Source organism: Paracoccus seriniphilus (genome assembly GCF_028553745.1).
Taxonomy (GTDB): Bacteria; Pseudomonadota; Alphaproteobacteria; order Rhodobacterales; family Rhodobacteraceae; genus Paracoccus; species Paracoccus seriniphilus.
This window is the reverse complement of record NZ_CP067132.1, coordinates 281,900-307,687: the sequence shown is the minus strand read 5'-3', so window position 1 is coordinate 307,687 and position 25,788 is coordinate 281,900. Positions and strand designations below refer to the sequence as shown.

Here is a 25,788-nt window from a genome sequence, read left to right as displayed (position 1 = left end):
GAAATCTCCATGTTACGGCGGGCAGGGCCCGGAATCGGCATTTTGTTTTGGTTCAGTCGGAGGGCTTGCCGCGTCTCAGCCAGCCCGAGGCGGCGAAGATCACGACAGAGAGGAACAGCAGCGCGGGCGAAACCACGCCGTGAAACAGGAAGTAAGGGTCGCCGCCCGAAGCCTCGAAGGCATTGCGGATGGTGGATTCCAGCGGCAGCGCCAAGATATAGGCGATGACGAAAGGCAGGATCGGAACATGTGCCCAACGCATCAGGTATCCGATGAATCCGAAGACCAGCAGGATATAGACATCCACCATGCTGCCGCCCTCGACATAGACCGAAGTGATCGTCAGCAGCAGCACGACCGGCAACAGTATCTGGCGCGGCACCCGGATCAGGCCACCCAGAAGCCGCATGAACCAGGCTCCTGTCGTCCAGTTCAGCAGATTGCCCACGACCATCAGCGTAAACAGGCCAAAGGCGATCACCAGTTCGGGGTTCACCTGGTCCTGGGTAAAGCGGAAGACCGATGGGCCGGGGTTGAAGCCCCCGATGCTGTTCGCGGCCAGAATAATGAAAACGGCCGAGACATTGCCCGGAATCCCAAGGCTGAGGGCGGGGATCAGATTCGCGCCGGAGACCGCGGAATTTGCAGCCTCGCAAGAGGCGATGCCTTCTGGCGCGCCTTCACCAAAGGGCACGGCTCCCTTGTGGATCTTGCGTCCGGCGGTATAGCCCATGGCGGCAGCCAGGGTTGATCCGATGCCGGGCAGGGCGCCGATCAGGGTGCCAATGGTCATCGACATGCCGATGAAGGGCAGTAGCCGGATTCTTTCGGCGAGGCCGAGACTGTTGTCGCCGGTATCGCGGATGATTTCGGCCTGGCCGGTGGCGCGGGCATGGCGGCGCATCTCGGCAAGGCTGCCGAAAATCTCTCCGACCACAAGGATGCCGATGATCACGGCAATGGTGGGAAGCCCGGAGGCAAGGAAATCCATACCCAATGACAGGCGCGGATAGGGATCGGTTCCCGACCCCACCGAGGCCACCAGAAGACCAAGGCTGGCCGCCAGCAATCCCTTGAAGGCATCGCTGCCCACGACGACCGCCACGAAGGACAGCGACAGGATCATCAGCGACGCCTTTTCGGACAGGCCGAGGAACAACTCGATAGAAATGGCCAGAAAGGGGGCGCAGAGAAACAGCACGATGTCCGAGAAGGTGTCCCCCGTGACCGAGGCAAACTGCGCCACGCGCAGGGCCTTGCCGCCCTGTCCCTTTTGGGCCATGGGGTATCCGTCAAGCGTGGTCATGAATGCATCCGGCGTTCCCGGCGTATTGAAGAGAATGGCCGGAACCGCGCCACCGACCGTCGCACCCTTCATGATGCCGATCAGAAAGCCGATGACCGGCAGCAGGGCATCATGGGAAAAGCCGAAGCTGGAGATCAGCAGCGGCAAGGCAAGCGCCATTGCAAAGGGGCCGGACAATCCGGGCGTGGCGCCGATCAGCACACCGGTAAAGAACCCCGCGCTGACCATGAGCACAGGCCAGGACAGGACAAGCGGACCCAATGTCAGGGCAGGGTTGCCGGTCAGGGCCTCGATGACTCCGGCCAGCACATAGTCAAGCGCGCCCATCAGACGTCACCATTGGGCGGCAGCAACAGGTCGTCAAAAGGCAGACCATAGATGGCTGCGATTGCGACGGTTGCCAGAAGGGCGATGGCTGCGGCCCGCCGCGAGAAGCGATGACAGACCAGAGCGTGGAAGGAGAAGACAAGGAAAGTTCCACCGGTGACGAAGCCAGTATATTTCCACGGGAATTCATCGCGCAGAAGGGGATAGGATCGGTCTGCGCCAAGAAAGATCCGCACCAAGACAGGCCCGGTGACGAACATCAGGGCGATGCCGATCGTCAGGATCATCATCGTCAGCAAAAGAAATGCCGGATCGAGATTCGGCATCCTGTCCGCCTGCCGGCCGGCCCATCCGCGAAGGGCAATGATCAGGCTGGCCAGCAGGATGGCGATGCAGGAAAATGTCGGCAACATTGCATCGCCAATGCGGGTGACACGCCGCCAGACATCGATGACGCCGGTATCTATGTCGGCGGGAATCCACAGCCACAGGATGGCAAGCGACAGGATTACCCCGGTTGCACCCAATGCCATGTCGTGGGTGTTCTTTACTCTGCCCATGTCATCTGCCTCTTGTCTTGCAGGTCAGTCCGCCGTGGCCGACAAGAGCGCTTCGGCATCGGCGGCTTCACGTTCGACATAGGCGCGGGCATCGGCGCCAGCCTTGATTTTCTCGACGAACAGTTTGTTGATGAAGGTGTTGGCCTTGCTGCCCTCTTTTTGAACAGCCGTCGTGATGGCATCGGTCAGGGCCGTGGCGATCTCTTCGTCCAGACCCGCCGGAGCCACCGCCAGGAAAGTCGCGCCGAAATGAAAATCGACGCCGATATCCGAAAGCTCCTGTGCGTTCGGAGAGGCAATCAGCGGTACATCCTCGCCATTGACCAGATCGATCAGGTCCCCGGACAGGACACCGGATTTCTGCGGTCCCGCGACCCAACCGATATCGACATCCTCGGCATTGATGGCATTCAGGACATCCTGCCCGCCGTTGTAATTGGTGACGATATTGAAATCGACGTCATTCACCTTGCCCAGATAATAGGCGCCATCCGCCAGGCGCGGGGTCATGGTTCCGAATGATATCTCTTCGCCGGCCCTGGCTGCCTCGATGACATCTGAAAATGTGGTCCAGCCGCGCTCCGCTTTCGCGACCACCGCCATCTGGGTGCCGGCAAGCGTCGCCAGGAAATCGAAGTCATCCGGAGTATAGCCGGGGTTGCGGGCAGCCAGGATTCCATAGGCGAAAGTGTCGGTAATGCCAAAGCCGATGGTCAGCCCATCCGCCGGCGCGTTCTTCAACTCGCGAGCCATCACGCCGCCGCCTGCGCCCGGAACGTTCTCCGGGATCAGATTCCAGCCGCGCTCGGCCTGCACATCCTCGATGATCATCCGGGCCATGGTGTCCGACCCACCGCCCGCCTTGAAGGCGATCAGCACCTTGATCGGACCTGCGGGTGTCCACTCTGCATGGGCCACGGACCCCGAGAACAGTGCCGCGACGGCGGCAACGTAAAGTGTTTTCATCTTTTCCTCCCCAAGGGACAACCTGGTCGCCCCGCTTACATCATATGCGTCGAGAGATAGATGCAGAAATAGAAAGCTGATATGGAAGCTATACCTGTTTGGTTATAGGGAAATGCCATGCGACCACGTCAGTTGATCCAGTTCCTTGCGGTCTGTCGACTTGGTTCGATGTCCGCCGCGGCCAAGGAGTTGGGCATAGCGCAGCCGGCGCTGAGCAAGCAGATTTCCCAGCTGGAACACGAGTTGCAGGCGAAACTCTTCGAACGCCACTCACGCGGGGTGGCGCCGACCAAGGCCGGAGAGAAGCTGCGCGAGGAGGCGGCCGATCTGATCCGCCGTCTTGATTCGATCAAACACGCGATCCATGATGCCGACAACGAGGTTGCGGGCAGCGTCACCCTGGCCGTGATCACGTCTTTGGCGGCGGCGCTGGCGGTCGAGCTTTATCCGCGCGTAGAAAGACGCCATCCCAGGCTGTCACTGCATATCGTCGATCGCACATCGGATGGCGCGCGTGACGCATTGCTGCGACATGAGGTCGATCTGGCCATCATTCCCAATGTCGCAACCGATCTGCCCAAGGCCGCGTCAATCCCATTGTTCGAGGAGAGCTTTCAGTTCATCTCTCGTGCCAGTTCCTTCGCGCGGCCCAGATCGCTGACACTTGCCGAAGCCGCGGCCCAACCGCTGGTCCTGCCCTTTCATAGCCACGACTTGCGCCGCCGCATCGAGGAAACCGCGCGTGCGACCGGTGTCACCCTGAACGTCAAATATGAAACCAGCAGCATCAATGTCATCGGAAGACTGGTCGAAGAGGGGCTGGCCTGCAGTATCGTGCCGACGACCTTCTGGCTGGACAAGATCGGTGCGGGATTGATTGCGGCGCAGCAGCTGACATCGCCGGGAATCAGCCGCGTGCATTCACTATGCTGGATGGCGGACACGGCGATTTCTCCGGCTGTTTCGACCATGCGTGAGTTGATCCGCAGCGAGGTCGCGGCGATGCTGGCCGTGGGCAAGCTGTCCGGGGCGCCATCGTTTCAATAGAACTTCACATGTCAGATCGACAGGGCATGTCGGGAAACCGGCGTCGCGATCGATGATCCTATTCGCGAAGAGTTTGGCTCTGTTCCAGAAGCCAGTTCTTGAACAGCGTCGAAGCGCTTGACCTGGATGCTTCCCTGGGCAGGGCGATTTCGTACCAGACGCATCTGACCGAACGCGGATCCAGCCGGACCAGTTGGCCCGATGATATCTCGCGCTGGCAAAGGATGTCATCGGCAAGAATGATACCCTCGCCATCGATGGCGGCATCAATGGCCAGTGACAGGTCGGAATGGACTTTCCCGCTGCGCCAGCCGGCGCTGTCGGGTTCATGGGCCAGATACCATTTGTGCCAGGTCTCCTTGCCATTGTCATGGATCAGAAGGGCGCGGTCCCAGTCAATCTGATCATCACGGGATGCCAGACTGTCGCGCAGATCAGGTGCTGCGGCCGGATAGCCATCTATCGCGAACAGCCGGTCCTTCGTCACGCCGCTGCGGGGGATGCGGGTTTCGAAATGAATGAGCATATCGGCCTGGCCCTCTCCGATCTGGGCGGGGGTCCATGCAGGGCGCAGATCGACCTCGATGCGCGGGAAAAGGTCGCAGAATTCGGTGATGCGTTTGCGCAGCCACAGCGAGGCCAGCGCGGGCTCGGCGCTGACCACCAGCGTCCCCGACCGGGTCTTGCGCAGCAGGGTCTCGCTGGCATCGGTCAGGATTTGCAGCCCGCTGGCGATCTGGGGCAGCAGGTCACGCCCGTCTTCGCTCAACTCGACGCGATTGCCATATCTGATGAACAGATCGGTGCCGAACCATGCTTCCAGATTGCGAATATGCTGGCTGACGACGCTGTGACTGACGTTCAGCTCACTCGCGGCCTTGGCAAAGCTGCAATGGCGTGCGGCGGCTTCGAAAACACGCAGGGCGTTCAGATGGCGAAGGGGGTTCTTCATTGATCCAGCGTAGGCAAAACCTTCGCTGAGAGCAAGTTAAACGCGTTTTTCAGAACGGTTCACGCCAGCTAGCGTCAGATCAGAACAATGGAATCTACTGACGAACAGGAATCCTCATGGCCCAGATCACGTTCTCCGCCGACCCGAACGCGTCGCTTAGCGTGACGGATTTGCACAAGTCATTCGGGACGGTGGAAGTGCTGAAAGGGGTCTCGCTGAAGGCGCGGGAAGGCGATGTGATCTCATTGCTGGGGTCGTCGGGTTCGGGGAAAAGCACCTTTCTGCGTTGCATCAACCTGCTTGAGACGCCGACATCGGGCCAGATCCTGGTGCATGGCGAAGAGATCAGGATGAAGAAGGATCGCCATGGTGATTCCAGCCCTGCGGATCCACGCCAGGTCGAGCGGATCCGCGCGCGTCTGGCCATGGTGTTCCAGTCCTTCAACCTGTGGTCGCATATGACCGTACTGGAAAATGTCATCGCGGGGCCGATACATGTTCTGAAACAGCCGCGCGCCGAGGCGATCGAACATGCCAAGGAAATGCTGGCGCGGGTCGGCATGTATGAGCGCCGCGACTATTATCCCACACATATTTCGGGCGGCCAGCAGCAGCGCGCGGCAATCGCCCGTGCGCTGGCGATGAAGCCGGAGGTCATGCTGTTTGACGAGCCGACCTCGGCGCTGGACCCCGAACTTGTCGGCGAGGTTCTCAAGGTGATCCGCTCGCTGGCCGAGGAAGGCCGGACGATGATCGTGGTGACCCATGAAATGGGTTTTGCGCGCGATGTTTCTTCCGAGGTGATCTTTCTGCACCAGGGGCTGATCGAAGAGCAGGGCGACCCCGACCGCATGTTCACCGCGCCGGAAACGACCCGCTTCCGGGAGTTCCTGTCGAACACGCGCCAGTGACCGCGCCCGGTCAGAAATCTGCAACAAGTTCAGACAACTCAGGTCCGGACAAGGGAGAACAAGATGAAACAGAAAATCGTTGCAACCGCCTTTGCCGCCATGACGCTGATGGGGGGCATGGCTTCGGCCGAGGTCCTGCGCATCGGCGTCGAGGGCGCCTATCCGCCCTTTTCACAGAAGGAGGCCGATGGAACGCTGACGGGCTTTGACATTGATATCGCCCTGGCGCTCTGCGCCCAGATGGATCGCGAATGCGAATTGGTCGAGCAGGAATGGGACGGGATGATCCCGGCGCTGATCGCCCGGAAATATGATGCCATCGTGGCGTCCCTGTCGATCACCGAGGACCGCAAGAAGCAGGTCGATTTTTCCGAGAAATACTACTTTACCCCCTCGCGCTTCATCGCGAAGGAAGGTGCGGACTTCGAATTGACGCCCGAGGGAACCAAGGGGCTGAAGATCGGCGTGTTGCGCGGTACCACTCTGCAATGCCATGTCGAAAAGGCTTTTCCCGATGCGGATCTGCGCCTTTACAACACGCAAGAGGATGTCTTTGCCGACCTTGCCACCGGGCGGCTGGATCTGCAGCTGAACAACACGCTTGGCGCGATGGACGGTTTCCTGAACACCGAACAGGGCGAGGGTTTCGCCTTCTATGGCGATGATGTGGATGATCCGGAATGTCTTGGCGAAGGCATGGGCATCGCCGTGCGCAAGGGTGATCCGCTGGCCGATGAGTTCAGCGCCGCGATCAGGGCCATTCGCGAAGATGGCACCTATGCCGGGATCAACGACAAGTATTTCGACGTCGATATCTACGGCAAGTGATCCCCTGACATGATTTGCAGCGGGACCGGCCCTTCGGGTCGGAACCGCCCTTCATCCCCTTCACTGACGGACCAATGCGCATGGATGTGATTTTCGAGTACAGACAGATATTGATCGAGGGCACGCTGGTCACGATCTCGCTGGCGATCCTGTCTCTGCTGTTATCCGTTGTGCTGGGGCTGATAGGTGCCTTTGCCAAACTGTCGCCGTCGCGTGCAATTCGGCGGGCGGGCAATGCCTATACCACCTTTGTGCGCAGCGTGCCTGATCTTGTGCTGATGATGCTGATCTTCTTTGGCGGTCAGACATTCGTGACGCAGATCGGCGCGGTCACCGGTCTTTGGGGCTATGTCGAGATCAACCAGTTCGTCGCCGGGGTGGTGACGCTGGGGTTCATCTTTGGCGCCTATATGTCCGAGACATTTCGTGGCGCGATCCTCGCAATCCCGCGCGGGCAGATCGAGGCGGCCATGGCGGTGGGCATGGCACCCTGGCAGATCTTTCGCATCGTGACATGGCCGCAAATGGTGCGTTTTGCCCTGCCAAGTTTCACCAACAACTGGCTGGTGCTGGTAAAGTCGACGGCCCTCGTTTCGGTCATCGGCCTGCATGATCTGGTCTGGAATGCCTTTTCCGCAGGCCGGTCAACACATCAGCTGTTCAGCTTCATGATCACCGTCATGGTCATCTATCTGGTCATCACCGGCATTTCCGATCTGCTCTTGCGCAGGATCGACCGGAAATATTCGGCCGGCGTGAGGAGAGCCTAGAAATGGAAACCGAACGCAGCTTCCTGGAATATCTGCACAGCTTCAGCGAGACCCGCTCTCCGATCAACTTCATGCTGATCTATGACAATCTGGATCGCTTTTTCGATGGCGCTCTGGTCACCCTGCAACTGACCTTCCTGGCCTTGCTTGTCGGCGGTCTGATCGCCGTTCCGCTGGCCATCGCAAGGGCTTATCGCAAGCCATTTCTGAACCCGATCATCCGCGCCTATACCTATGTCTTCTGCGGAACGCCGCTGCTGGTGCAGGTCTATCTGTTCTATTTCGGTCTGGGCCAGTTCCAGTCGGTGCAGGAAAGCTTTCTCTGGGACCGGGTTCTCAGCAGCCCCTGGTGGTGCGTTCTGATCGCCTTCACGCTGAATACGGCGGCCTATACCACCGAATTCCTGCGTGGCGCGATCGAAACCACACCGCACGGAGAGATCGAGGCCGCCAAGGCCTGCGGCATGTCCCCCGTCACGCGGATGCGGATCGTCGTGCTGCCCAATGCGTTCCGGCGCGCCCTGCCGGCCTATTCGAATGAGGTCATCTTCACGCTGCATGGCTCGGTCATCGCCAGCACGGTCACCCTGCAGGATCTGCTGGGCGTCGGGCGCTGGCTGAATGGGCGCTATTATCTGGCCTATGAAGGTTTCCTGACCGCGATGCTGTTCTACATGGCCATCGTCTTCCTGATCTCCTTCGCGTTCCGGCTGGCCGAAAGGAAATTCCTTGGCCATCTGCGCCCGCGCGAGACCCCCAAACCCAAGACCGCCCCCGCGCTGGCCTGAGCGCCGACACGCGGAGACTCCTCCCCATGCTTCTAGTTGCTTGCTGCTGAAAGGTATTTCCATGACCACCACGAAGAAACGTGACCTGATCGAAGGGCGTGCCGCGCTTGTCGTCATCGACATCATGAAATCGGCTTTCGCGCCCATTCCCGATGACAAGCGTGCGATTGCCCACATGCCGGACTATGCCGAACGCATGGCGCGGTCGAAGCTGGCCATCGACAAGGCGCGCGAAGCCGGGATCCCGATTGTCTTCATCAAGGAGGTCCACCGCGCCGATCTGATCGACATGGGCCGTGAAACCGATGGTGACGAGGATATTCATTGCCTCGACAACAATCCGCTGACCGAATTTGCCGAAGAGGAACTGGGCATGCTGCCCGATGACTACCGCATTGCGAAACGGCGCTATTCCGCCTTTTACGGGACGGATCTGGAGATCCTGCTGAAGGGGCTGAAGGCCGATACACTTATCCTTGTCGGTGGTCTGACGGATGTCTGCGTGCATTACACATTCGTGGACGCCCATCAGGGTGACTATTTCTGCCGTGTGATCGAGGATTGCGTGGCGGGTTCCAGTCTCGAAGCCCATCAGGCATCTCTGAAGGCGATGGAATATCTGCAGCATGGCGCGGTGCGCAGTCTGGACGAGGTCCTGTCCGCAATGCAGGCCCAGGCGGAAAGCCATGCAGCCTGATCAGGGGCTGAAAGCGGCCGGGCTGGCCCTGGCTGCTTCGGCGGTGCTGAGTTTCATAGACAATTTCGTTGCGGCGGTCAGTCAGGAAGCCGGGCTGTGGCAGTTTCAGGTCTTTCGAACATTGTTTGCCCTGCCCCTGTTGATCCTTGCCGCAAGAATTTCGGGGCAGGGGATCCGTCCGGTGAACCTGCCCCGACTGGCCCTGCGCAGCCTTGCGGTATCCGTCGGTCTGCTGATCTATTTCGCGGCCCTTGGCAGCCTGCCGGTGTCTCAGGCGGGTGCTGGACTGTTCAGCGCCCCGCTTTGGGTTGCCCTGCTGTCGGTTGTCCTGTTCCGTCAGAACATCGGCCTCATCGGCACGGGCGCGGTTCTGCTTGGCTTCGTCGGGGCGCTGATGCTGTTGCAGCCTGATCTGGCGAATCTGACCACGCTGTCGCTCTTGCCTCTGGCGGCCGGATTTTTCTATGGGCTTGGCATGATGCTGACACGACATCTTTGCGCTGAGGAAAGCGCGATCGCGCTGGCCCTGGGGATTTTCATCACCATCGGTCTGGCAGCAGTGATCATGCTTTGTGTGGTGACGATCTGGCCCGGAGATGCCTTCATTTCGGTGCCATGGGTTGCTCCCAGCACGCGTTTCATCTGGCTGACATTGCTTCAGGCGGTCGGGTCGATCTGCGCGGTGACCCTGATCGCACAGGCCTATCGGATCGGGACGCCCGCCGTCGTCGCCGTGTTCGAATATTCCTTCCTGGTCTTTGCCAGCCTCTGGGCCTTTCTGCTTTGGGGCAGTGGCACGAATGCGCTGGCCTGGGCCGGGATCGCGCTCATCCTGACCTCGGGTATGCTGATGGCGCAAAGCCGGAAAGGCAGGGGCAGGAATGCCGTTGCAAATTGACCGGCCTGTGGTCACGGCAAGCCCCTGCGCAGTTGCGGTCGGGGACCATCCGAAACTTGTTTTACTCACCTGACAAATCACGAGGAAGTCATGGAAAATACCATCGTCCGGCATCACACCGGTCAACGCATGTCTCAGATCGTCATCCATGGGGACACGATCTATCTGGCCGGTCAGGTCGGTCGCCCGGGGGGAAGCGTCGCCGAGCAGACGCAGGACTGCCTTGCGTCGATCGAAAAACTTCTGGAAGAGGCCGGTTCCGACAAGGAACATATGCTTCAGGCGACCATCTGGCTGGCCTCTATGGACGATTTTGATGAAATGAATTCCGTCTGGGACAAATGGGTGCCGGAAGGGCACGCACCGACCCGTGCCTGTGGTGAAGCGCGCCTTGCCACGCCCGATTACAAGGTCGAGATCATCCTGACTGCCGCCCGCAGCAATGGGACAGCGGCCTGAGCTGCCGACAGGCTTGCCAGCCACGATGTCGGGACAGAACAGCGTGGTCGGCAGGCCTGAAGATCGCGGCGCGGGCAGGTGAGGGCGACAGCGGCGGCTGATCACCCGATCCGGTTCGGATATGCGCGGACCGCTCTTGCAGGCGGTTGGTCCGGACCGTTATCGAGCCGAATGAATTGCGTGCAGAGTCAGATCCTCGCCGAATTCCTGCCGGGCGATGTCGACGACATGGCGATGATGGGTCAGATAGATGGCCTGCCCCGTCTGCCCGATGCGGCCCATCAGCCGACAGGCCGAGCGTGTCCGCTCTTCATCGAAAGTTTCGAAGATATCGTCGCAGAAGAATGGCAGACAGGTGCCCTGCGCCACCAATTGTTCATAGGCGGCTGCCCGCAGCGCCAGAAACAGCTGGAAGCGTGTTCCCTTGGACATGTCCTGCGCCTGTTTGGCCATGCCTGCCTGATCCAGCGCGAGCAGCGTTTCACCGTTCCCCGAAGGCTGGGTGGTCAATCTGCCGTAGGCACCATTGGTCAGGTCGCGGAATGCCCGCTCGGTTGCCTCCATCATGGTGCTGCGATGGCTGTCGCGATAGCGGCGGATGGCCTCGTCTGCCAGACGATGTCCCAGATCCAGCGTCAGGTAGCGCATCACCGTTTCTTCGATCTGGGCTTCCAGCGTGGCCCTGGTCTCGGTCAGTTCCGCGATATCTGAATCCCCCGTGACGGCGGCAAGATCGCGCTCTTTGGCGCTGCGGGTCGCGATGGCCTCATCCAGCGCCGTATCGATACGCTGCAGGTCGGCATCCAGATCGGCCAGGGCGGCTGCAAGCGCATTGGGGTCGCAACCTTCCAGTTCCTTGCGCGCCTCTTCCAGAGAGGATGCCCCCAGTACCGCGCAGGCTTCATCGACCAGATCTCTGCGCCGCTGACGGTCCTCGATCACCTTCTGGGCCTGCAGGGCAGTCTGGCGCAACTGGGGCAGGGTCGCAGTTGGCAGATCGGGCGGGAAGAGCGCTGCCAGTTGTTCGACCCGCTGCGCGATGCGGGTCAGGATTTGCTGCTGTGGTACCAGCGCATGCTCGGCCTTTTCGATCTGTCCGCAAAGCGCAACATATCGGCTTTCGGATTCGGCGGCCTGTCGTGCCAGTTCGCGCAAGGTGTCATAGAGATCCTCGGGACCGGCATCTGCGGCAACCCCATGTTTCTCCGCCAGATCGGCCAGCCGGGCGGCATAGGCCTTTTGATCCCGCTCCATGCCGTTGATCTGACGTTGGATATTGTCCCGCCGGACCGAGAACTCGCGCAACTTGCCAAGGGGTGCCAGGCTGTGAATCAAGCTATCTGGCGACAACTGGCCCTTGAAACTGTTCTGAACCAGATCATGCCATCGCTGCCGCGCGGCTTGCGCGGCCTTGGCGATCTCGTCCAGATTATTTTGGCGCGATGTCAGTTCGGCCTGCAGATCATCGCAGCTCTTGCGGGCCTGCGCGCTTTGTTCACGCCGTGTCTGCTCTTGCTGTTGCAACTGCCGCGCCTTGGCGACCAGCGTGTCGAAATCGGGCGCGTCCAGATCCATTTCCGCTGACAGCGCCGCCACCAGGCGCGCGGCTTTGTCAAAGCTTGGCTGATGTTGGGCCGTGACCTGGACCAGTTTCTGATTGGCGGCGCTGGCCGCGTCGCGCTTGATGGCCCAATTGGCAAAGACCGCAGGCGAGATGTCCGGATCGAGGCCCAAGTCCGCAGCCGCCTCGACCAAGGGCGCGCGCAGGGCATCGCATTGGTCCCGCAGGTCCTGAATGATGCGGGCCTGATGTTCGCGCTGAACCCGCAGGCTGGCCAATTCCTGTTGCGCATGACGCAGACGTTCCTGATCTCGGACATGGGTCAGCCGGGCCTGCGCGCTGGCGTCGACCTGTCGCATGGCGGCTTCGAAATGATTGGCGCTGTCTTCGTCCAGGGTTGCGCGATGCTGCGCCCAGGCCTTGTCACGTGCATCAAGCTGGGCCTGCGCGGTTTCATCGCTGATCAGCCCGTGGCTTTCGATCAATCCCTCGATCTGCAGCCGATGGGTGTCTTCCTCTTTCGCAAGGCGCCTGTCTTCCTCCTGCGCCTTTTCCAGCCGCTCTTCCAGCCTGCGGAACTGCCGGGCCAGTTCCTCGGCCTCATCTGCATTGATCCGGCAGGCGGGCAGCGGGTCGAATGTCCGGCCCTGAATGGTCAGCGCATGCAGCGCGTCCTGCATTCGGGTCCTGGCATCGGCGACGGCCTGCTGTGCGGCGGCATGTTGCGGGGCCAGGCTGTCCAGCGAAAACCGCTCGAGGATTTGCCCGACCTTTGCGCCGGTCTCATCGCCCTGACCCAATGCGTCACGGGCGGCCTCTGCCCTGTCCAGACGGGTCTTCAGACGGGCGACTTCCTTCTGTTCGGCGTCCAGCTGTTGCTCTGCGCTGTGCAGCGCAGAGCGTGCCGCCTCCAGTTCGGCCAGCTCAGGCTCGGTCGGCACCAGATCCTGAAGGTTCATGTCGGGCGCAGCCTGCATGTTACGCGCGGCCAGCTGCATATCCGCCAACACCTGTCGCAGTTCTTCCTGTCGCCGCTGCAGGTCAAGCCGGGCGGTTGCATCGCGGCTGCGCAGGATATCCAGCTCTTCCAGAGCCTGACCCAGGCTCAGCAGATCGGGGCGGCGTGTGATGGCGTCGCGCTGTGCCTTCAGATCCTGCAAAAGCGCCTTCAGCCTGTCGGTTTCGCCTTGAGCGCTGGTTTGCTGGGTCAGCAGTTCGACCAGATCTTCGGGATTGAAATCCAGTCGTTCAGGATAATGGGCACATGAGGTCAGGCTGGCGTCCAGCGCGTCGATCCGTGCAATCAGGGGCAGGGCCTTGCTTTGTGCTTCGGTACGGGCATGTTTCCGGCGCAGCCGGCTGCGTTCCTGTCTGGTGGCGTCTTCCTCTGTGCGGGCAAGATCAAAGCCCTGGCGCAGCTTGCGATAGGCGCTGGCCGGGATGTCCAACTCCTTGATGCGCTTGTCGGTTTCGGCCAGTTCCTTCTTGAGTCGCGCCAGTTCGGTGCTGCTGGCGCGTTTGCGATACAGCAGATCGGCCTGTTCGCGAATGCCGTCCAGAACCCTGGTCAGATCGCTGACCCCGGCCGCCGCCGAAAAGAGCAGCTTGCCGATATCGCCGCGACTTTTGACGATTTCCTCGCCGCCCTTTTCGATGGTCTCGTCATCAAGGCACAGCAGGGTGCGATAGTCATCAAGACTCAGCCGCCCCAGCGCGTTCTGCAGGATCATTTCCGGCAGGGCATTGCCAGAGCCATCCACCAATGAGCCATCGCGTTTGGGCAGGCGGACCAGATCGTGGCTTTGCCCGTCGATATCCAGAACACCCGAAACCCGCAGGTTCTTTCGTTGATGCAGGAAATCATAGCCGTCGCGATGGGGGAATCCGTAAAGAAGGCGCAGAAAGGCCTCCATCGTGGTGGTCTTCCCGGCCTCATTGGGGCCGTAGATGATGTGGAAATCCGGCTTGCCGGGCGTGGCCGCGCCGAAGTCATAGGTCTTGCCGGAGAACTGGCCGAAGAGGTCAAGCGAAAGCTGGCGAAGCCGCATCATTCCGAGGCACCCCGCATGGCTGCGATGACATGAAGTGCCCCGTCGCCGGCCAGCTCCTGCCCCAGACGTTCGGCCGTGGCCTCATCGGCGGCAACATGAGCACGCCGATGCGCGGGCAGTTCCGACAGCATCGCGGACAGGGTGGCGGTGATCTCGGCCGCGAAGCCCGGCTCGCTGCGGATGTCATCCATCAGGGCTGCAAGCTCGCTGACGGCGGACGCGGTGTCGGTGCCTTCTTCGGTCGTGTCGAGATCAAAGCTGATCTTGTCCAGCCAGATCGCACCGGTCTCGGCAGCCATGTCACGTGCGGTTTCGGCCCATTGATCGGCGTCGCGCAGGATCTGCCAGCGCCTTTCGCTGCGACCTGTAAAGCGCAGGCGAAGCAATCCGGCATCGGAGTTCAGCCTGCCCGCGATATCCTGCATGGTGGCGCGCAGATGGCTGCGCAATTCATCGTCGCCGGAGCAGGGGCTGACATCAAGTCGGTGTTCCATAAATTCGGCGGCCGAAGTCGGGATTTCCTCGATGGTGATGCCGTCATCGGACAGATGCAGCAGCGTGGCCGATTTCGGGCCGGCCTCGCCAATGTCGCGGCCCTGCGGAATGCCGGGCATTACCACCCAGGGTGCGCTGCTGTGTATCTGGCGCTTGTGCACATGACCCAGAGCCCAATAGTCAAATCCCGCGGCCGTCAGATCGGCAAGCGCGCAGGGCGCATAGGTGTCATGGCCCTCGGCCCCCGCGAGTGAGGTATGCAGCATGGCGATATTGATGGCATCCGGTTCGGGCGCGTGGAATTTCGGCAGCAGGCTGTCGGGGGCGTGACGCCCGCTGAAACTGACCCCATGGATCCAGATGTCGCGATCACCCAATCGCTTCTTGCCGCCGCGCCCGTCAAAGACATGGACATTCTCGGGCAGTTTGACCTCTCCCGTGATCGGGTTTTCCGCGTCGTGATTGCCCTTGATGTAGAACACCGCGATCCCGGCCTCGCGCAGCCGGTCCAGTTGACCTGTCAGAAATGCGCCGGTCTTGGCGCTGCGCTCGGCCCCGTCGAACAGGTCGCCGGAAATCAGCAGGGCGGCGACTTCATGGGACAGGGCTGCATCGACGATCCGCGTGAAAGCCGTCCGTGTCGCGGTGCGGACCACTTCGCGCAGACCTTCATCCCGCATGGCAAGCGATCTGAGCGGGGAATCCAGATGAATATCGGCGGTATGCAGGATTCTGGTCATTGCGTCGTTCCGAAGGCATTGAATGTCGCGGCAAGTAAGCACGCCATGGGGGTTTTGCACAGGACACATTTGCGGAAAATTCGATCATGGCGTCTGCTGTCATGTCACCCGTGTCGAGCAGCCCCATGATCAGGGGGCGTTGTCCGTCGGTGTGATGTCGGGATGATCCGGGCCAGAGGCGCTCAGAAACTGATGTCGCCGCCGGTCTCATCCAGATGCCATGTCAGCCTGCGTCCCGCATTGTGCACCGCCCGCGCAAGCAATGGAAACTGCACCTCCGCAGGGGCAATTCTGCGGCCTTCGCATTCCGCCGCTTCGTCCAGCCATGCCCACAGGGCGTCATCCTGTTTCACGCGCTCGGCCTCGGCCCGCAACTTCCAGCCCGCAGAGTCATGCTGCGCAGAGAGCCGTCCGCCCCATGGCATTGCGGTATCAAGGCACATCACCGCCAGCATCAGCATTCTGACCTCGCTGCGGGGAAAATCTCCCTGCGCGTCCAGTTCGATCTGCAGCCGGCCCTGTGCCGACGCGCCAAGCAGCAGGTCGCGCAATTCGCGATCCGCAACCCGCTGGTCTGATCGGGCCTGGCCAAAGGCCATTCGGAAGGCATGAATCCGGTCGCGCGCGGCCTTGACCGATTGCGCGATCAGGGACATTTCGGGGCTGGTTGCCAGACCGGGGAAATCCGGTGACATTTCCAGCAGTTCGATGCCATTTCCGATGGCACCAAGGGGAGAAACAAGATCATGGCACAGGCGTGATCCCACCAGCGTGGCCAGATCTTCGGGTAACATCCGCGTTGTGTCGACAGTCATGAACCGTTACCATTCGCATTGAAGCAGGAGAGCTTGTTGTGAACGAGATGCTTGAACCGGGTATGCGCGTCCGTCACCCCGGGGCGCCCGAGTGGGGGCCGGGACAGGTCCAGTCGCGCATCGGAGACCGGATCACCGTGAATTTTGCCGAGGCCGGCAAGCAGGTTCTGGACGGAAAGCGAGTGCAACTGGAAATCATCATTGGCAACGACGGCTGATCCGGTTTGGGCTTGGACCGAAGATTGCAGCCACAGGTTGTTTTTCGCAACCATTACCCTTTTGTGACGCGGCTTGATTTGCAGCTTGTGTTGCAATGAGGTCTCCCTGACCCTAGACAGATCGGCGTCTTTCCCTCCTTCGATCGAAGGCCGCATGAAGTCTGATCCATCATATTTCGACATTCGCATTGCCCGTTCCGACAGTGACCTGCGCGCCGCCCAACGGCTGCGCTATCGTGTCTTTGTCGAGGAACTGGGCGGAACCGGCCCGCTGGTCGACCACGACGCGCGTCTCGAGCGCGATGAATTCGACGATATCGTCGATCACCTCTGCCTGATCGACCGGCGCCGGTCGGTCGAGGATCTGGACCATGTGGTCGGGGTCTATCGTCTGTTGCCCGGCGATCGCGCCCGCAGCTTTGGTCGCTTCTATTGTGACAGCGAATATGACCTGACACCCCTGCGGCAATCGGATCGTCCGGTTCTGGAACTGGGCCGTTCCTGTGTCGATCCTGCCTTTCGCGGCGGGACGGCCATGTTCCTGTTGTGGAACGCCCTGGCGGATTATGTCCTTGATCTGGGGATCGAGGTTCTGTTTGGCGTCGCCAGCTTTCACGGCACTGATATTCAGGTGCTGGCGCCCTCGCTCAGCTGGCTGCATCACAACCATCTTGCGCCCGAGGGCCTGCGCCCGGTGGCACGGGCCGAGGGTTTTCAGCCGATGGATCTGATCCCGCCCGACCAACTGGACCGGCGTCAGGCACTGATCGGGATGCCGGCGCTGATCAAGGCCTATCTGCGGCTGGGTGGCATGGTCGGCGAGGGGGCCTTTGTCGATCGCGCTTTCAATACGACCGACGTATTCCTGCTGATGGATACCAAGGCCATGTCCGACAAGCACCGCAAGTTCTATGAAAGCCGTTGGCAGTCCCAATGAGCGAGAGGCAAGGGCGCGTCGATCCGGGCCGCGGGGCGGCGACATGGCGTGATGGCGACACTCCTGTCCTGCCGGCACCGCAGGGTGTGCGTGGCTGGTGGCGGGTGTTGCGCCGAGGTGTTCCGGCGGTTGTCGTGCTGCTGATCGGGGTGATCCTGATATTGCCGCTGCGCCTGACGGAACGGATGTTCCACGGCCCCCGCAGGCCATGGACGGGTCCCTATGTGCAGGGCGTCTGCCGGCTGGTGCTGCGCTGCATCGGTTTGCGCTGGCACCGCGTCGGAAAACCGATGCGCGGGCCGGGGGCGGTGGTGGCCAATCATTCAAGCTGGCTGGATATACTGACCATGAATGCCGCGATGCCGGTGTTTTTCGTCAGCAAGTCCGAGGTGCGCAGCTGGCCCGGGATCAATATTCTGACGGCGGTGACAAATACCCATTTCGTCACCCGTGACCCCAAGCTGGCGCGCGAACAGGCGGCCCAATTCGCGGCCCGGATTCGCGCCGGGCACAGGCTGTTGTTCTTTCCCGAGGGCACTTCGACCGATGGCCAGCGGGTGCTGCCCTTCAAGCCGACGCTGTTCCAGGGCTTTCTCGATCCCGATCTGCCCGATTCCCTGGCCATCCAGCCGATGAGCGTGATCTACCGCGCTCCGGCGGGGACCGATCCGCGATTCTATGGCTGGTGGGACGATATGGCGCTGGCCGATCACCTGCTTGCGGTGCTGTCTGCACCGGTGCAGGGCGATGTGACCGTGCGGCTGTCAGCACCGATTTCCGTTTCAGGTCATACGCGTAAGACGCTCTCTGCCGCCGCCGAAAAACTTGTGCGGGAAGGTTTCGACTTTGGGTCGAAAACGTCTTAATATAATCACTTGCTAAGGCCACTTCGGATCAATATCTGGGGTGTTATGCTGCCATCAACACTAAAGGAAGTATCGATGACCCGCTTTGCTGCCCCCATCGCCGAACAAATCTGGGATATGAAATACCGGATGAAAGACGCCGAAGGGCAGCCGGTCGACGGTTCGGTCGAGGATAGCTGGCGCCGTGTTGCGCGTGATCTGGCCCGTGTCGAAAAGGACCCGGCGAAATGGGAAGAGCGCTTCAACGCCGCCCTTGAAGATTTCAAGTTCCTGCCCGCAGGCCGGATTCTGGCGGGGGCGGGCACCGGGCGCTCGGTGACGCTGTTCAACTGCTTTGTCATGGGCACCATTCCCGACAGCATGGCGGGCATCTTCGACATGCTCAAGGAAGCGGCGCTGACCATGCAGCAGGGCGGCGGCATCGGTTACGATTTTTCCACCATCCGCCCGCGTGGCGCCGAAGTCAAAGGCGTTGCTGCCGATGCTTCGGGGCCGTTGTCCTTCATGGATGTCTGGGACGCGATGTGCCGCACGATCATGTCGGCCGGCTCGCGCCGTGGCGCGATGATGGCGACCATGCGCTGCGACCATCCCGATATCGAGCAGTTCATCGAGGCCAAGCAGGACAGCGCACGGCTGCGCATGTTCAACCTGTCGGTTCTGGTCACCGATGACTTCATGGATGCGGTCAAGGCGGACGGCCCGTGGGATCTGAAATTCAAGGACAGGGTCTATCAGACCGTTCAGGCGCGCGATCTGTGGAACCGGATCATGCGGGCCACCTATGATTACGCAGAGCCGGGCGTCATTTTCATCGACCGGATCAACAAAGCCAACAATCTGAACTATGTCGAGACCATCGCCGCGACCAATCCCTGCGGGGAACAGCCGCTGCCACCATATGGCGCATGTCTTCTGGGCTCGATCAATCTGGCGCGGCTGGTCACCGAACCCTTTACCGGTTCTGCCCGGCTGGATGAGGCCGCTCTTGATGATCTGGTGCGTACGGCCGTGCGGATGATGGACAATGTCGTCGATGCCTCGAAATTCCCGCTGGAAGCCCAGGCGGCCGAGGCGCAGGCCAAGCGCCGCATCGGTCTGGGTGTGACCGGTCTGGCCGATGCGCTGCTGATGCTGGGTCTGCGCTATGGGGCCGGGGATGCCGTGCAGCAAACCCGCGTCTGGATGAAGGCGATCGCGCGTTCGGCCTATCTGGCCAGTGTCGATCTGGCCAAGGAGAAAGGCCCCTTCCCGCTGTTTGACGCGGAAAAATACCTGAGTTCCGGCTTCATGGCCAAGATGGACGAGGATGTCCGCGCCGCCATCGCCGAACATGGCATCCGCAACGCATTGCTGACCTCGATTGCACCGACGGGCACGATCAGCCTTTATGCCGGCAATGTCAGTTCTGGCATCGAGCCGGTCTTTGCCTATGCCTATACGCGCAAGGTCTTGCAGAAGGATGGCTCGCGCACCGAAGAAGAGGTCGTCGATTACGCGGTGCAGATGTGGCGTGACCTGCATGGTGATGCGCCGCTGCCGGATTATTTCGTGAACGCGCAGACCCTTGCCCCCAAGGATCACGTCGCCATGCAGGCGGCCGCGCAGGAATGGGTCGACAGCTCGATCTCCAAGACCATCAACTGCCCCGAGGACATCAGCTTCGAGGAATTCAAGGATGTGTATCTCTCGGCCTGGGATCTGGGTTGCAAGGGCTGCACGACCTATCGCCCCAATGACGTCACTGGCAGCGTGCTGTCGGTCAGCGAGAAGACCGAAACCACGCCCGAGGCCGATCAGGGCGCGGATGTGGTCTATCTGACCGAACCGCTGGACCGTCCGGCGGCACTGGAAGGCGCGACCTACAAGCTGAAATGGCCGGGTTCGGAACATGCCATCTATATCACGGTCAATGACATCATTCAGGGCGACCATCGCCGCCCCTTCGAGGTGTTCATCAACTCGAAGAACATGGAGCATTACGCCTGGACGGTCGCGTTGACGCGGATGATCTCGGCGGTGTTCCGGCGCGGTGGCGATGTCAGCTTCGTGGTCGAGGAACTGAAAGCAGTCTTTGATCCCCGTGGCGGAGCGTGGATGCAGGGGCGCTATGTTCCCTCGATCCTTGCGGCTATTGGTGGTGTCATAGAGCGCCACCTGATCGCGACGGGGTTCCTGGAAGGCGAGGGTCTCGGCCTCAAGACGGATCCCAAGGCCGAGGTCATGGCCGTCGGAGAAGAACGCCCCCGCGGGCCAGCCTGCCCCAGCTGCGGTCAATATGGAATGCGCATGGTCGAAGGCTGCATGACCTGCCCAAGCTGCGGCCATTCGAAATGCGGCTGATCGGCAATCAGGTGTTCTTGTTGTGGCGACAAGCTAATTTTGGCCATTTTCGGAAGAAAATGGCCATTCCACAAGTTAAGGGCGGCTATTTGGAAAGCCCTCTCCGAGAGCGGAGTATTTCGAGTTTTCTATAGGGTCGGGTAGAATTTTACGAAAATAGGAGCTAAAAGTTATCTTGTTTTCGGTCATTCAAAGTGGCGTCAAAGCGGCGAGCCCTATTTTGAGCGATGTAACGCCATCTTCTTGGGGCTGCGATCCATGAAAGCAAGAAGGCCACGGGTATTCCCGTGGCCTTCGATGCTTGCATGAACGGTCGCCTGTCGGTGGTTGCCACATGACCGCAATTGTTGATCAGTTGGCGTTTCCTCACCACACTCCGCCAGGTAGAACTACGCGGCTATTTTTCGGTTCACCATAAGCCGGCTATCGACCCTGGCTGCCAACAGATTCCGCATCGCGAGGAACTGCCGGAAGCCTTTCAGCAGCCTGTCGAGAGCGGCACCCTTTTCGGATAGCACGGGGACCGCGCGAACACGACCGACGGCTCCGAGTTCTGGGTCTTCAATCCCGTCGAAGACGTTCCGGAAGCCGAGGGTTTCCTGCGAGATGGCTTGGTCGAGAAGGCTCTCGATGCGTCCAATTTCATCGGCTGCGGTCTCGGAGAGTGGACCGTTCCGGCGCAGTGCGGATAGACTTTGCAGAACCAATATGAGGTCGGTGGCAGGCATATCCGCATCATTGCGCTGGATCTGATCGTGCAGGATGTCGAGCCCTTGCAGGATGTGGGCGCAGAGCGTCGTGTCTGTCATATGGTCGAAGTATTTCATGGCAATATCCTCATTTCGCTTCTGGGGAGTGGAGTGCCGCTGGCCGTGCTCGACCAACGGGCTACCTTCATGCGGCATCGTTGGCTTGGAACGCGAGTGCCTGCGCGTCCCGGGCATCATCCCGTTCGCCAATCTCGACGAGGAGATCGTGGAGCTGGTCCGTAAGGAGGCAGATTTCCTCCACTTCCGGACCCGCCGGGTCGAAGGAGGTCCAGAATGACAGGTTTGACTCGAACGCGCCGATGTCAGGGTCGAGAGAAAGAAGCCTATGCAATTCGACCAGCCAGAGCCGGATCGTCCGATCGAGACGCGATGCGCCCCGCAGCTGAGACATGAGCCGTAGAACGCGAGATCTCCCGGCGTCACCATCGATCAGGGCCGCAGCGTTGCAAAGGGATTCCCCGTTCGCGGAAAAATGCGCTCGGACTGCGGACAGTTGGGGGTCAGTGGACAGGGGGTTCGTGGGTAGTCTACGCAGCAATGTGGTCCTCCTTTGGGTTGCGCGTCTGCCAATCGCGGCAGCATCAAGCCTGTCCGTCGTTTTTCCCGTTTCTGTTCTCGATGAGTATTAGTTTCGTCTTCTGACAAGGAAATTGGCTACAAGTCTCCGGGACGAAGAAAAAAAATTATTTTCGTTTTAAAATCGTTGTGGACTTTGAGCCAATCCAAAGAGGACCGTGGTGCGGATTCTGGATCTGCACGCGTTGGGTTGGAGACGTGGCGGAACCAAGGAGCTCATCTCTGTAGTGGCACCAGAACAACGAAAACCCCCGCAGTCCGTGTCGACTGCAGGGGCCATGTCGTGAGCCAAGGAGTGCTCCCTACTTGTCCCGGAAGGACCATTCGGCATCGGGGTCGGTGAAAGGATCGGGTTCGCCTGCTGACCCAGAATGGCGCTTCGGTTCGACGTGGCCTGAAACCTCCATCGGGGACTGGGGCTGCGTGTTTGAACGCGCTGTCGACAGGTCGATGCCAAGGCCGTCTGAAATGGGTCGCATCCGTGGAGTGCGCGGCGTTTCATCCACCTCAAGCCCGATCAGGAACTGGTCCTCGAGTTGCACGACGCGCTCCTCGGAATAGTCGTCGACGAACAGTCCCTGCCGCGCCAAGGCGTCGGAGTTGATCTCGCGGATACGGGTCATTGCCTGGAAGATGACCTCTTGGTCGAATTTTTTCTGCGCTGCCACCGACGCACGGATTTCACGCACCGCCAACATCCACGTTTGCGCACGTTCCCCGCGGAAGCGCTCGAAGACTGCAGGCACCTCGATCCAATCGCCATCCAGCTCTACCGCGATCGCGCCGAGCTCCTCCGAATACCAGCGGACACGGACTTCCTTTTTGGTGTTATGCATGAACCAGTGGGCGAGTTCTTTGGAGTGGTAGCGGATGCCCAGAACGAAGATCCCTTTCTTGGACACCGAGCGCTTCAGCCGGGTACCAAGGGCCCTGCGCCGTAGCTCGAGCGCAGGCATCGGCGCGACCCCATACCGTCCGACGAGGCGGTTCCAACAATTGAGGGGCGTTTCCCCGTTCAGGCCCGCGTGCGGGCGACGGTGGTATACGTCCACCACCCAGCGGACCAGTGCTTCACTGAGATCTTCTGCCGTCAATGCAGCACGAGCCTCGGCATCGTAGTCGCCCTTCACGACAGTGTTGCTGAATGTACGCCCTGTAAACCGCCCGATGAAGTTGTTCGACATCGTTCCGAACAGGCGCTCGATCCTCGCTCGAAATTCGGGCATTCCCGCCGGAGCAGCGTCGATATTGATGCCGAGATCGGTTGCCCCGACCCTTGTGTCGAAATCGATGAAAGCGGAACCACAATCGGTGACAATCAACTCAGGCGTGCCGGACATGTTCCATGGTGAGAGTGCGCCGACCGCGTCTGCCCAGACGCCCTTGTCGCGCACGATCATGTCGATGGTTTGCATAGCACTTCGCTTGCTGGGCGCCCGCGAGAGCTTCATGGCCACAATGCAGCGGGTAGTGCAGCAGATCGCGGCAGTCAGGAACCAGCGTGCCTTCTTGCCGTCCTCGAGGCCGAAACTGGCCTTCTCCTCCTCGCTCAGGATTGACCAAATGCCAGTCGTCGCCAGAAAAGACTGGAGATCAACTTTCCACTCATCCATCTCTACGCGTTCCAAGGGGCGCGTGAGTTCCAGCCCCTTTCCAACCGGCGCGTTGCGCTTGCGGGCCTGTTCCAGTCCGAACCGAGCAAGGTCCACCTCGAATGGGTCCAGCTTCCTGACTTCGAGCCGGATCGTCTCTCGAGACGGCATCACGAGCGGCCTGGTACTCTGGCCGTGCGCCTCACCGGCTACTTCCCTTTCCCTCAACTCCTTGCGGCGAAGGTTCTCAGCAATGAATGCGTGCTCCACGTCTTCGATCACCTGCGCAATGGTTGGCTTTTCCATCGTCAGGTAGTTGCGGACCGTTTGGGACAAAAGAGCGAGTTCATCTGCGCCGAGACGGCGGCTGCGACGTCCTTGTCCGCCCTGGCCATAGAGGGCCACCATCCCGTCTCGGCTGAAGGCGGCTACGCGCTTGAGTAGCCTGCTCGCGCTGATCTTCGTGGGAACGATCATGGTTTTGCCGCCGGCGGGGGCCGGGTCGCCTTCGCTCGGCACCGATAGGTACTTTCCGGCCCGGAATTTGATTTCGGACAAGGCGAGTTTCACGGAACCTTCGGTGCGTTTGACCTTGCCCTCGGACTCCATCTCCAGGAACGCGCGCACGAGGGACTCATGGTATTTGGCCTTCTGCTGCTGTTTTAACGAAAGCTTGGACAGCTCCTGTGTCGGCATCCTCAGCCGTCGTTTTGCATGTTCGGGCAGGAATGCATCACGTCGATGTTTGAGTTTACCTGAAGTGACCCGCTGCGACAGCTCTGCGTGGGTGAACGATTCCGCGACACCCGAGCGGTCGGTTCGAAGGAAGGTATATCCAAATTCGTTACTTTCGGACGGACGATACGAGATCCCATCCATGATCACTTCATCAAATTCGCCGAAGGCAAAACGCGGCAACGTCGGGCTGAACTGCACATCGAGCATCACGCGGCCCTCCGCATGACGTAGCTGTCGTAGTCGATCCGCGCCGGCCGCTGCAACTCAAGCTCATGAGCGCCGATGAGACGGGCAATCGACCGGAAACCTCGACCACCAAGACCAGTGTGCTGGATCAGGTCGCCGATCTTGGCGGCGCCGATAAGGTTGGACACCGCATCCCGCATGACGGCATCTGCATCAGGGTCAGGCTTGCGTACGGCATTGAAGAGTATGGCGTTGTGGACAGCGACAGGATCGAGATGCTTTTCCGTCAGCAGGGTCACGCGGTCCGCGAAGTCGGTGGTCACATGTGCTACGATCCGGGAACTCTTGGCGATGAATTTCTCGTCGCTGAGCTTCTTGTCGTATTTGACCATGATCGCGACCCGGCTGCCGTCCACCATTGTCGCCCGGAAGTCGAAAGTGTGCCGCTCTTTGGGCCCATCCTCTTGGCCCCAGGTGAAAAGAACCTGGTTTTCCAGTTTGGCGACGTCCGTGCGGGCCAACAGCACAAACGCGACCCGCTTCTCAGTGAGGCTCTCGGTATCCATCACGCAACCTGCGCCCGGCCCGTGCACAAATGTGCAAGAGAAGCGTTTCTTCGCGCCCACTCCTGGTGTGCGATCCGTCGCAGGACGCTCAGGCAAAGCAAGCATTGCGACCTTTCCCGTATGGTCAACATTCGTAGAGAGACTGGTTTTATCTGTTCGGCTCCAGCCGGGGACGGGGGCGTTTCGGGTGTGATCCAACTGACCGTTCCTTCTCTGTTCTGCCTATGAACCCGATTCAAGGGCTCGAGAAGGACATTGGTCGATCCACAATTGGCAGAAGAAGAAATGGGCGCTGCGGGCAAGAAAAACGCATTTGAAACGCTTAACCTACTGACTTGTAATGGAAAAATCCATCTCCCAATTACTTCCCATCAAGTAAAGGCTTTACTCAGGGATGGGGCTATCCGGTTGCTGCTGTCGACTGAAGCGCGGCTTGAATTCTCGAGTATGCCTGTAAGGCCTCGTGTTGCGAGTGCCTTCCGTTGCAGGCCTGATACGCGTACACATCGGCCCCATAGTGCTCGACCTCGTACCCAATTGCGACAAAAGCCGCGTGCGCTGCTGGGACCAGCTGTTCGGCTCGATCCTTGGGGTGCAAGATCGAGATTGCGGCGATCTGTCGGCCGATTTGCGAAAAATGGCGTTCGACCCAGAGGTGGAGTGACTGAAGGTGGTACCTCTCGCGGAGCCAAAGTGTCACGTCGCAGATGTCCTGTTCGACCGCGTGTTCGTCCGGATGAACATCGGGCCTCCGTTTACTGAGTCTCCGCTTCATGGAGAACTGCAGGGCGCAGCGCGAAACTTTCTCTGATGTCATTGAGATAG

At 60.3% G+C, this 25,788-nt stretch carries 23 protein-coding genes; 12 read left to right on the top strand and 11 right to left on the bottom strand.

Annotated features, from left to right (window positions below; genetic code table 11):
- Nucleotides 1–52: 52 nt before the first annotated feature.
- The 3 genes from JHW44_RS19835 to JHW44_RS19825 are packed head-to-tail and all read right to left on the bottom strand — an operon-like array spanning nt 53 to nt 3,159.
- Nucleotides 53–1,633: a tripartite tricarboxylate transporter permease gene (locus JHW44_RS19835; protein WP_089345271.1), complete on the bottom strand. Its 1,581-nt coding sequence runs from the start codon at nt 1,631–1,633 to the stop codon at nt 53–55.
- Nucleotides 1,633–2,193, bottom strand: coding sequence for a hypothetical protein (locus JHW44_RS19830; RefSeq protein WP_143811470.1), 561 nt, complete (start codon nt 2,191–2,193; stop codon nt 1,633–1,635). Before JHW44_RS19830 ends, JHW44_RS19835 begins: the two co-directional genes overlap by 1 nt.
- 24 nt (nt 2,194–2,217) lie before the next feature.
- Nucleotides 2,218–3,159, bottom strand: coding sequence for a tripartite tricarboxylate transporter substrate-binding protein (locus tag JHW44_RS19825; RefSeq protein WP_089345273.1), 942 nt, complete (start codon nt 3,157–3,159; stop codon nt 2,218–2,220).
- A gap of 117 nt (nt 3,160–3,276) precedes the next feature.
- Between JHW44_RS19825 and JHW44_RS19820 the strand changes: the two genes are divergently transcribed.
- Nucleotides 3,277–4,206: a LysR family transcriptional regulator gene (locus JHW44_RS19820; protein ID WP_089345274.1), complete on the top strand. Its 930-nt coding sequence runs from the start codon at nt 3,277–3,279 to the stop codon at nt 4,204–4,206.
- Nucleotides 4,207–4,264: 58 nt separating this feature from the next.
- On the opposite strand, the gene JHW44_RS19815 is transcribed toward JHW44_RS19820, so the two are convergent.
- A complete protein-coding gene (locus JHW44_RS19815) occupies nt 4,265–5,158 on the bottom strand; it encodes a LysR family transcriptional regulator (protein ID WP_089345275.1) in 894 nt (297 codons plus the stop codon).
- 116 nt (nt 5,159–5,274) lie between these two features.
- Between JHW44_RS19815 and JHW44_RS19810 the strand changes: the two genes are divergently transcribed.
- The 7 genes from JHW44_RS19810 (at nt 5,275) to JHW44_RS19780 (ending at nt 10,509) form a co-directional block, all read left to right on the top strand.
- Nucleotides 5,275–6,069, top strand: coding sequence for an ABC transporter ATP-binding protein (locus JHW44_RS19810; RefSeq protein ID WP_089345276.1), 795 nt, complete (start codon nt 5,275–5,277; stop codon nt 6,067–6,069).
- A gap of 63 nt (nt 6,070–6,132) precedes the next feature.
- Nucleotides 6,133–6,897 (top strand): transporter substrate-binding domain-containing protein, encoded by a 765-nt coding sequence (locus tag JHW44_RS19805; protein ID WP_089345277.1) that lies wholly within the window; start codon nt 6,133–6,135, stop codon nt 6,895–6,897.
- A gap of 80 nt (nt 6,898–6,977) precedes the next feature.
- Complete coding sequence (locus JHW44_RS19800) at nt 6,978–7,667, top strand: ABC transporter permease (protein ID WP_089345278.1); 690 nt, start codon at nt 6,978–6,980, stop codon at nt 7,665–7,667.
- A 2-nt stretch (nt 7,668–7,669) separates the two neighbouring features.
- On the top strand, nt 7,670–8,455 hold the full coding sequence (locus JHW44_RS19795; protein WP_179217760.1) for an ABC transporter permease: 786 nt from the start codon (nt 7,670–7,672) through the stop codon (nt 8,453–8,455).
- Nucleotides 8,456–8,516: 61 nt separating this feature from the next.
- Nucleotides 8,517–9,152 carry a cysteine hydrolase family protein gene (locus JHW44_RS19790; RefSeq protein ID WP_089345279.1) on the top strand — a complete coding sequence of 212 codons (636 nt, stop codon included), beginning with the start codon at nt 8,517–8,519 and terminating at the stop codon, nt 9,150–9,152.
- Nucleotides 9,142–10,050 (top strand): DMT family transporter, encoded by a 909-nt coding sequence (locus JHW44_RS19785; RefSeq protein ID WP_089345280.1) that lies wholly within the window; start codon nt 9,142–9,144, stop codon nt 10,048–10,050. Before JHW44_RS19790 ends, JHW44_RS19785 begins: the two co-directional genes overlap by 11 nt.
- Before the next feature lie 90 nt (nt 10,051–10,140).
- Nucleotides 10,141–10,509 carry a RidA family protein gene (locus JHW44_RS19780; protein ID WP_089345281.1) on the top strand — a complete coding sequence of 123 codons (369 nt, stop codon included), beginning with the start codon at nt 10,141–10,143 and terminating at the stop codon, nt 10,507–10,509.
- A 159-nt stretch (nt 10,510–10,668) separates the two neighbouring features.
- Here the strand turns inward: JHW44_RS19780 and JHW44_RS19775 are convergent, their stop codons facing one another.
- From JHW44_RS19775 to JHW44_RS19765, 3 genes are all read right to left on the bottom strand, one after another.
- Complete coding sequence (locus JHW44_RS19775; protein ID WP_089345282.1) at nt 10,669–14,121, bottom strand: AAA family ATPase; 3,453 nt, start codon at nt 14,119–14,121, stop codon at nt 10,669–10,671.
- The gene (locus JHW44_RS19770; protein ID WP_089345283.1) at nt 14,118–15,356 is read right to left on the bottom strand and encodes a metallophosphoesterase family protein; all 1,239 of its coding nucleotides are present in this window, start codon (nt 15,354–15,356) and stop codon (nt 14,118–14,120) included. Before JHW44_RS19770 ends, JHW44_RS19775 begins: the two co-directional genes overlap by 4 nt.
- Before the next feature lie 182 nt (nt 15,357–15,538).
- Entirely contained in the window at nt 15,539–16,171 is a 633-nt protein-coding gene (locus JHW44_RS19765; protein ID WP_089345284.1) for a histidine phosphotransferase family protein, read from the bottom strand.
- A gap of 38 nt (nt 16,172–16,209) precedes the next feature.
- Between JHW44_RS19765 and JHW44_RS19760 the strand changes: the two genes are divergently transcribed.
- From JHW44_RS19760 to JHW44_RS19745, 4 genes are all read left to right on the top strand, one after another.
- Nucleotides 16,210–16,389, top strand: coding sequence for a DUF3553 domain-containing protein (locus JHW44_RS19760; protein ID WP_089345285.1), 180 nt, complete (start codon nt 16,210–16,212; stop codon nt 16,387–16,389).
- A 154-nt stretch (nt 16,390–16,543) separates the two neighbouring features.
- Nucleotides 16,544–17,326, top strand: coding sequence for an L-ornithine N(alpha)-acyltransferase (gene olsB / locus JHW44_RS19755; protein WP_089345286.1), 783 nt, complete (start codon nt 16,544–16,546; stop codon nt 17,324–17,326).
- Nucleotides 17,323–18,192 (top strand): lyso-ornithine lipid O-acyltransferase, encoded by an 870-nt coding sequence (gene olsA / locus JHW44_RS19750; RefSeq protein ID WP_089345287.1) that lies wholly within the window; start codon nt 17,323–17,325, stop codon nt 18,190–18,192. The genes olsB and olsA overlap by 4 nt, the downstream gene beginning before the upstream one ends.
- A gap of 75 nt (nt 18,193–18,267) precedes the next feature.
- Nucleotides 18,268–20,535 (top strand): adenosylcobalamin-dependent ribonucleoside-diphosphate reductase, encoded by a 2,268-nt coding sequence (locus JHW44_RS19745; RefSeq protein WP_089345288.1) that lies wholly within the window; start codon nt 18,268–18,270, stop codon nt 20,533–20,535.
- 389 nt (nt 20,536–20,924) lie between these two features.
- Here the strand turns inward: JHW44_RS19745 and JHW44_RS19740 are convergent, their stop codons facing one another.
- From JHW44_RS19740 to JHW44_RS19725, 4 genes are all read right to left on the bottom strand, one after another.
- The gene (locus JHW44_RS19740; protein ID WP_089345289.1) at nt 20,925–21,362 is read right to left on the bottom strand and encodes a hypothetical protein; all 438 of its coding nucleotides are present in this window, start codon (nt 21,360–21,362) and stop codon (nt 20,925–20,927) included.
- Between the two features lie 67 nt (nt 21,363–21,429).
- Nucleotides 21,430–21,696, bottom strand: a complete 267-nt coding sequence (locus JHW44_RS19735) for a hypothetical protein (RefSeq protein ID WP_245847297.1) — start codon at nt 21,694–21,696, stop codon at nt 21,430–21,432.
- Between the two features lie 487 nt (nt 21,697–22,183).
- Entirely contained in the window at nt 22,184–24,418 is a 2,235-nt protein-coding gene (locus tag JHW44_RS19730; protein ID WP_089345291.1) for a DDE-type integrase/transposase/recombinase, read from the bottom strand.
- Nucleotides 24,418–24,963: a hypothetical protein gene (locus JHW44_RS19725; RefSeq protein ID WP_089345292.1), complete on the bottom strand. Its 546-nt coding sequence runs from the start codon at nt 24,961–24,963 to the stop codon at nt 24,418–24,420. Before JHW44_RS19725 ends, JHW44_RS19730 begins: the two co-directional genes overlap by 1 nt.
- Nucleotides 24,964–25,788: the final 825 nt, after the last annotated feature.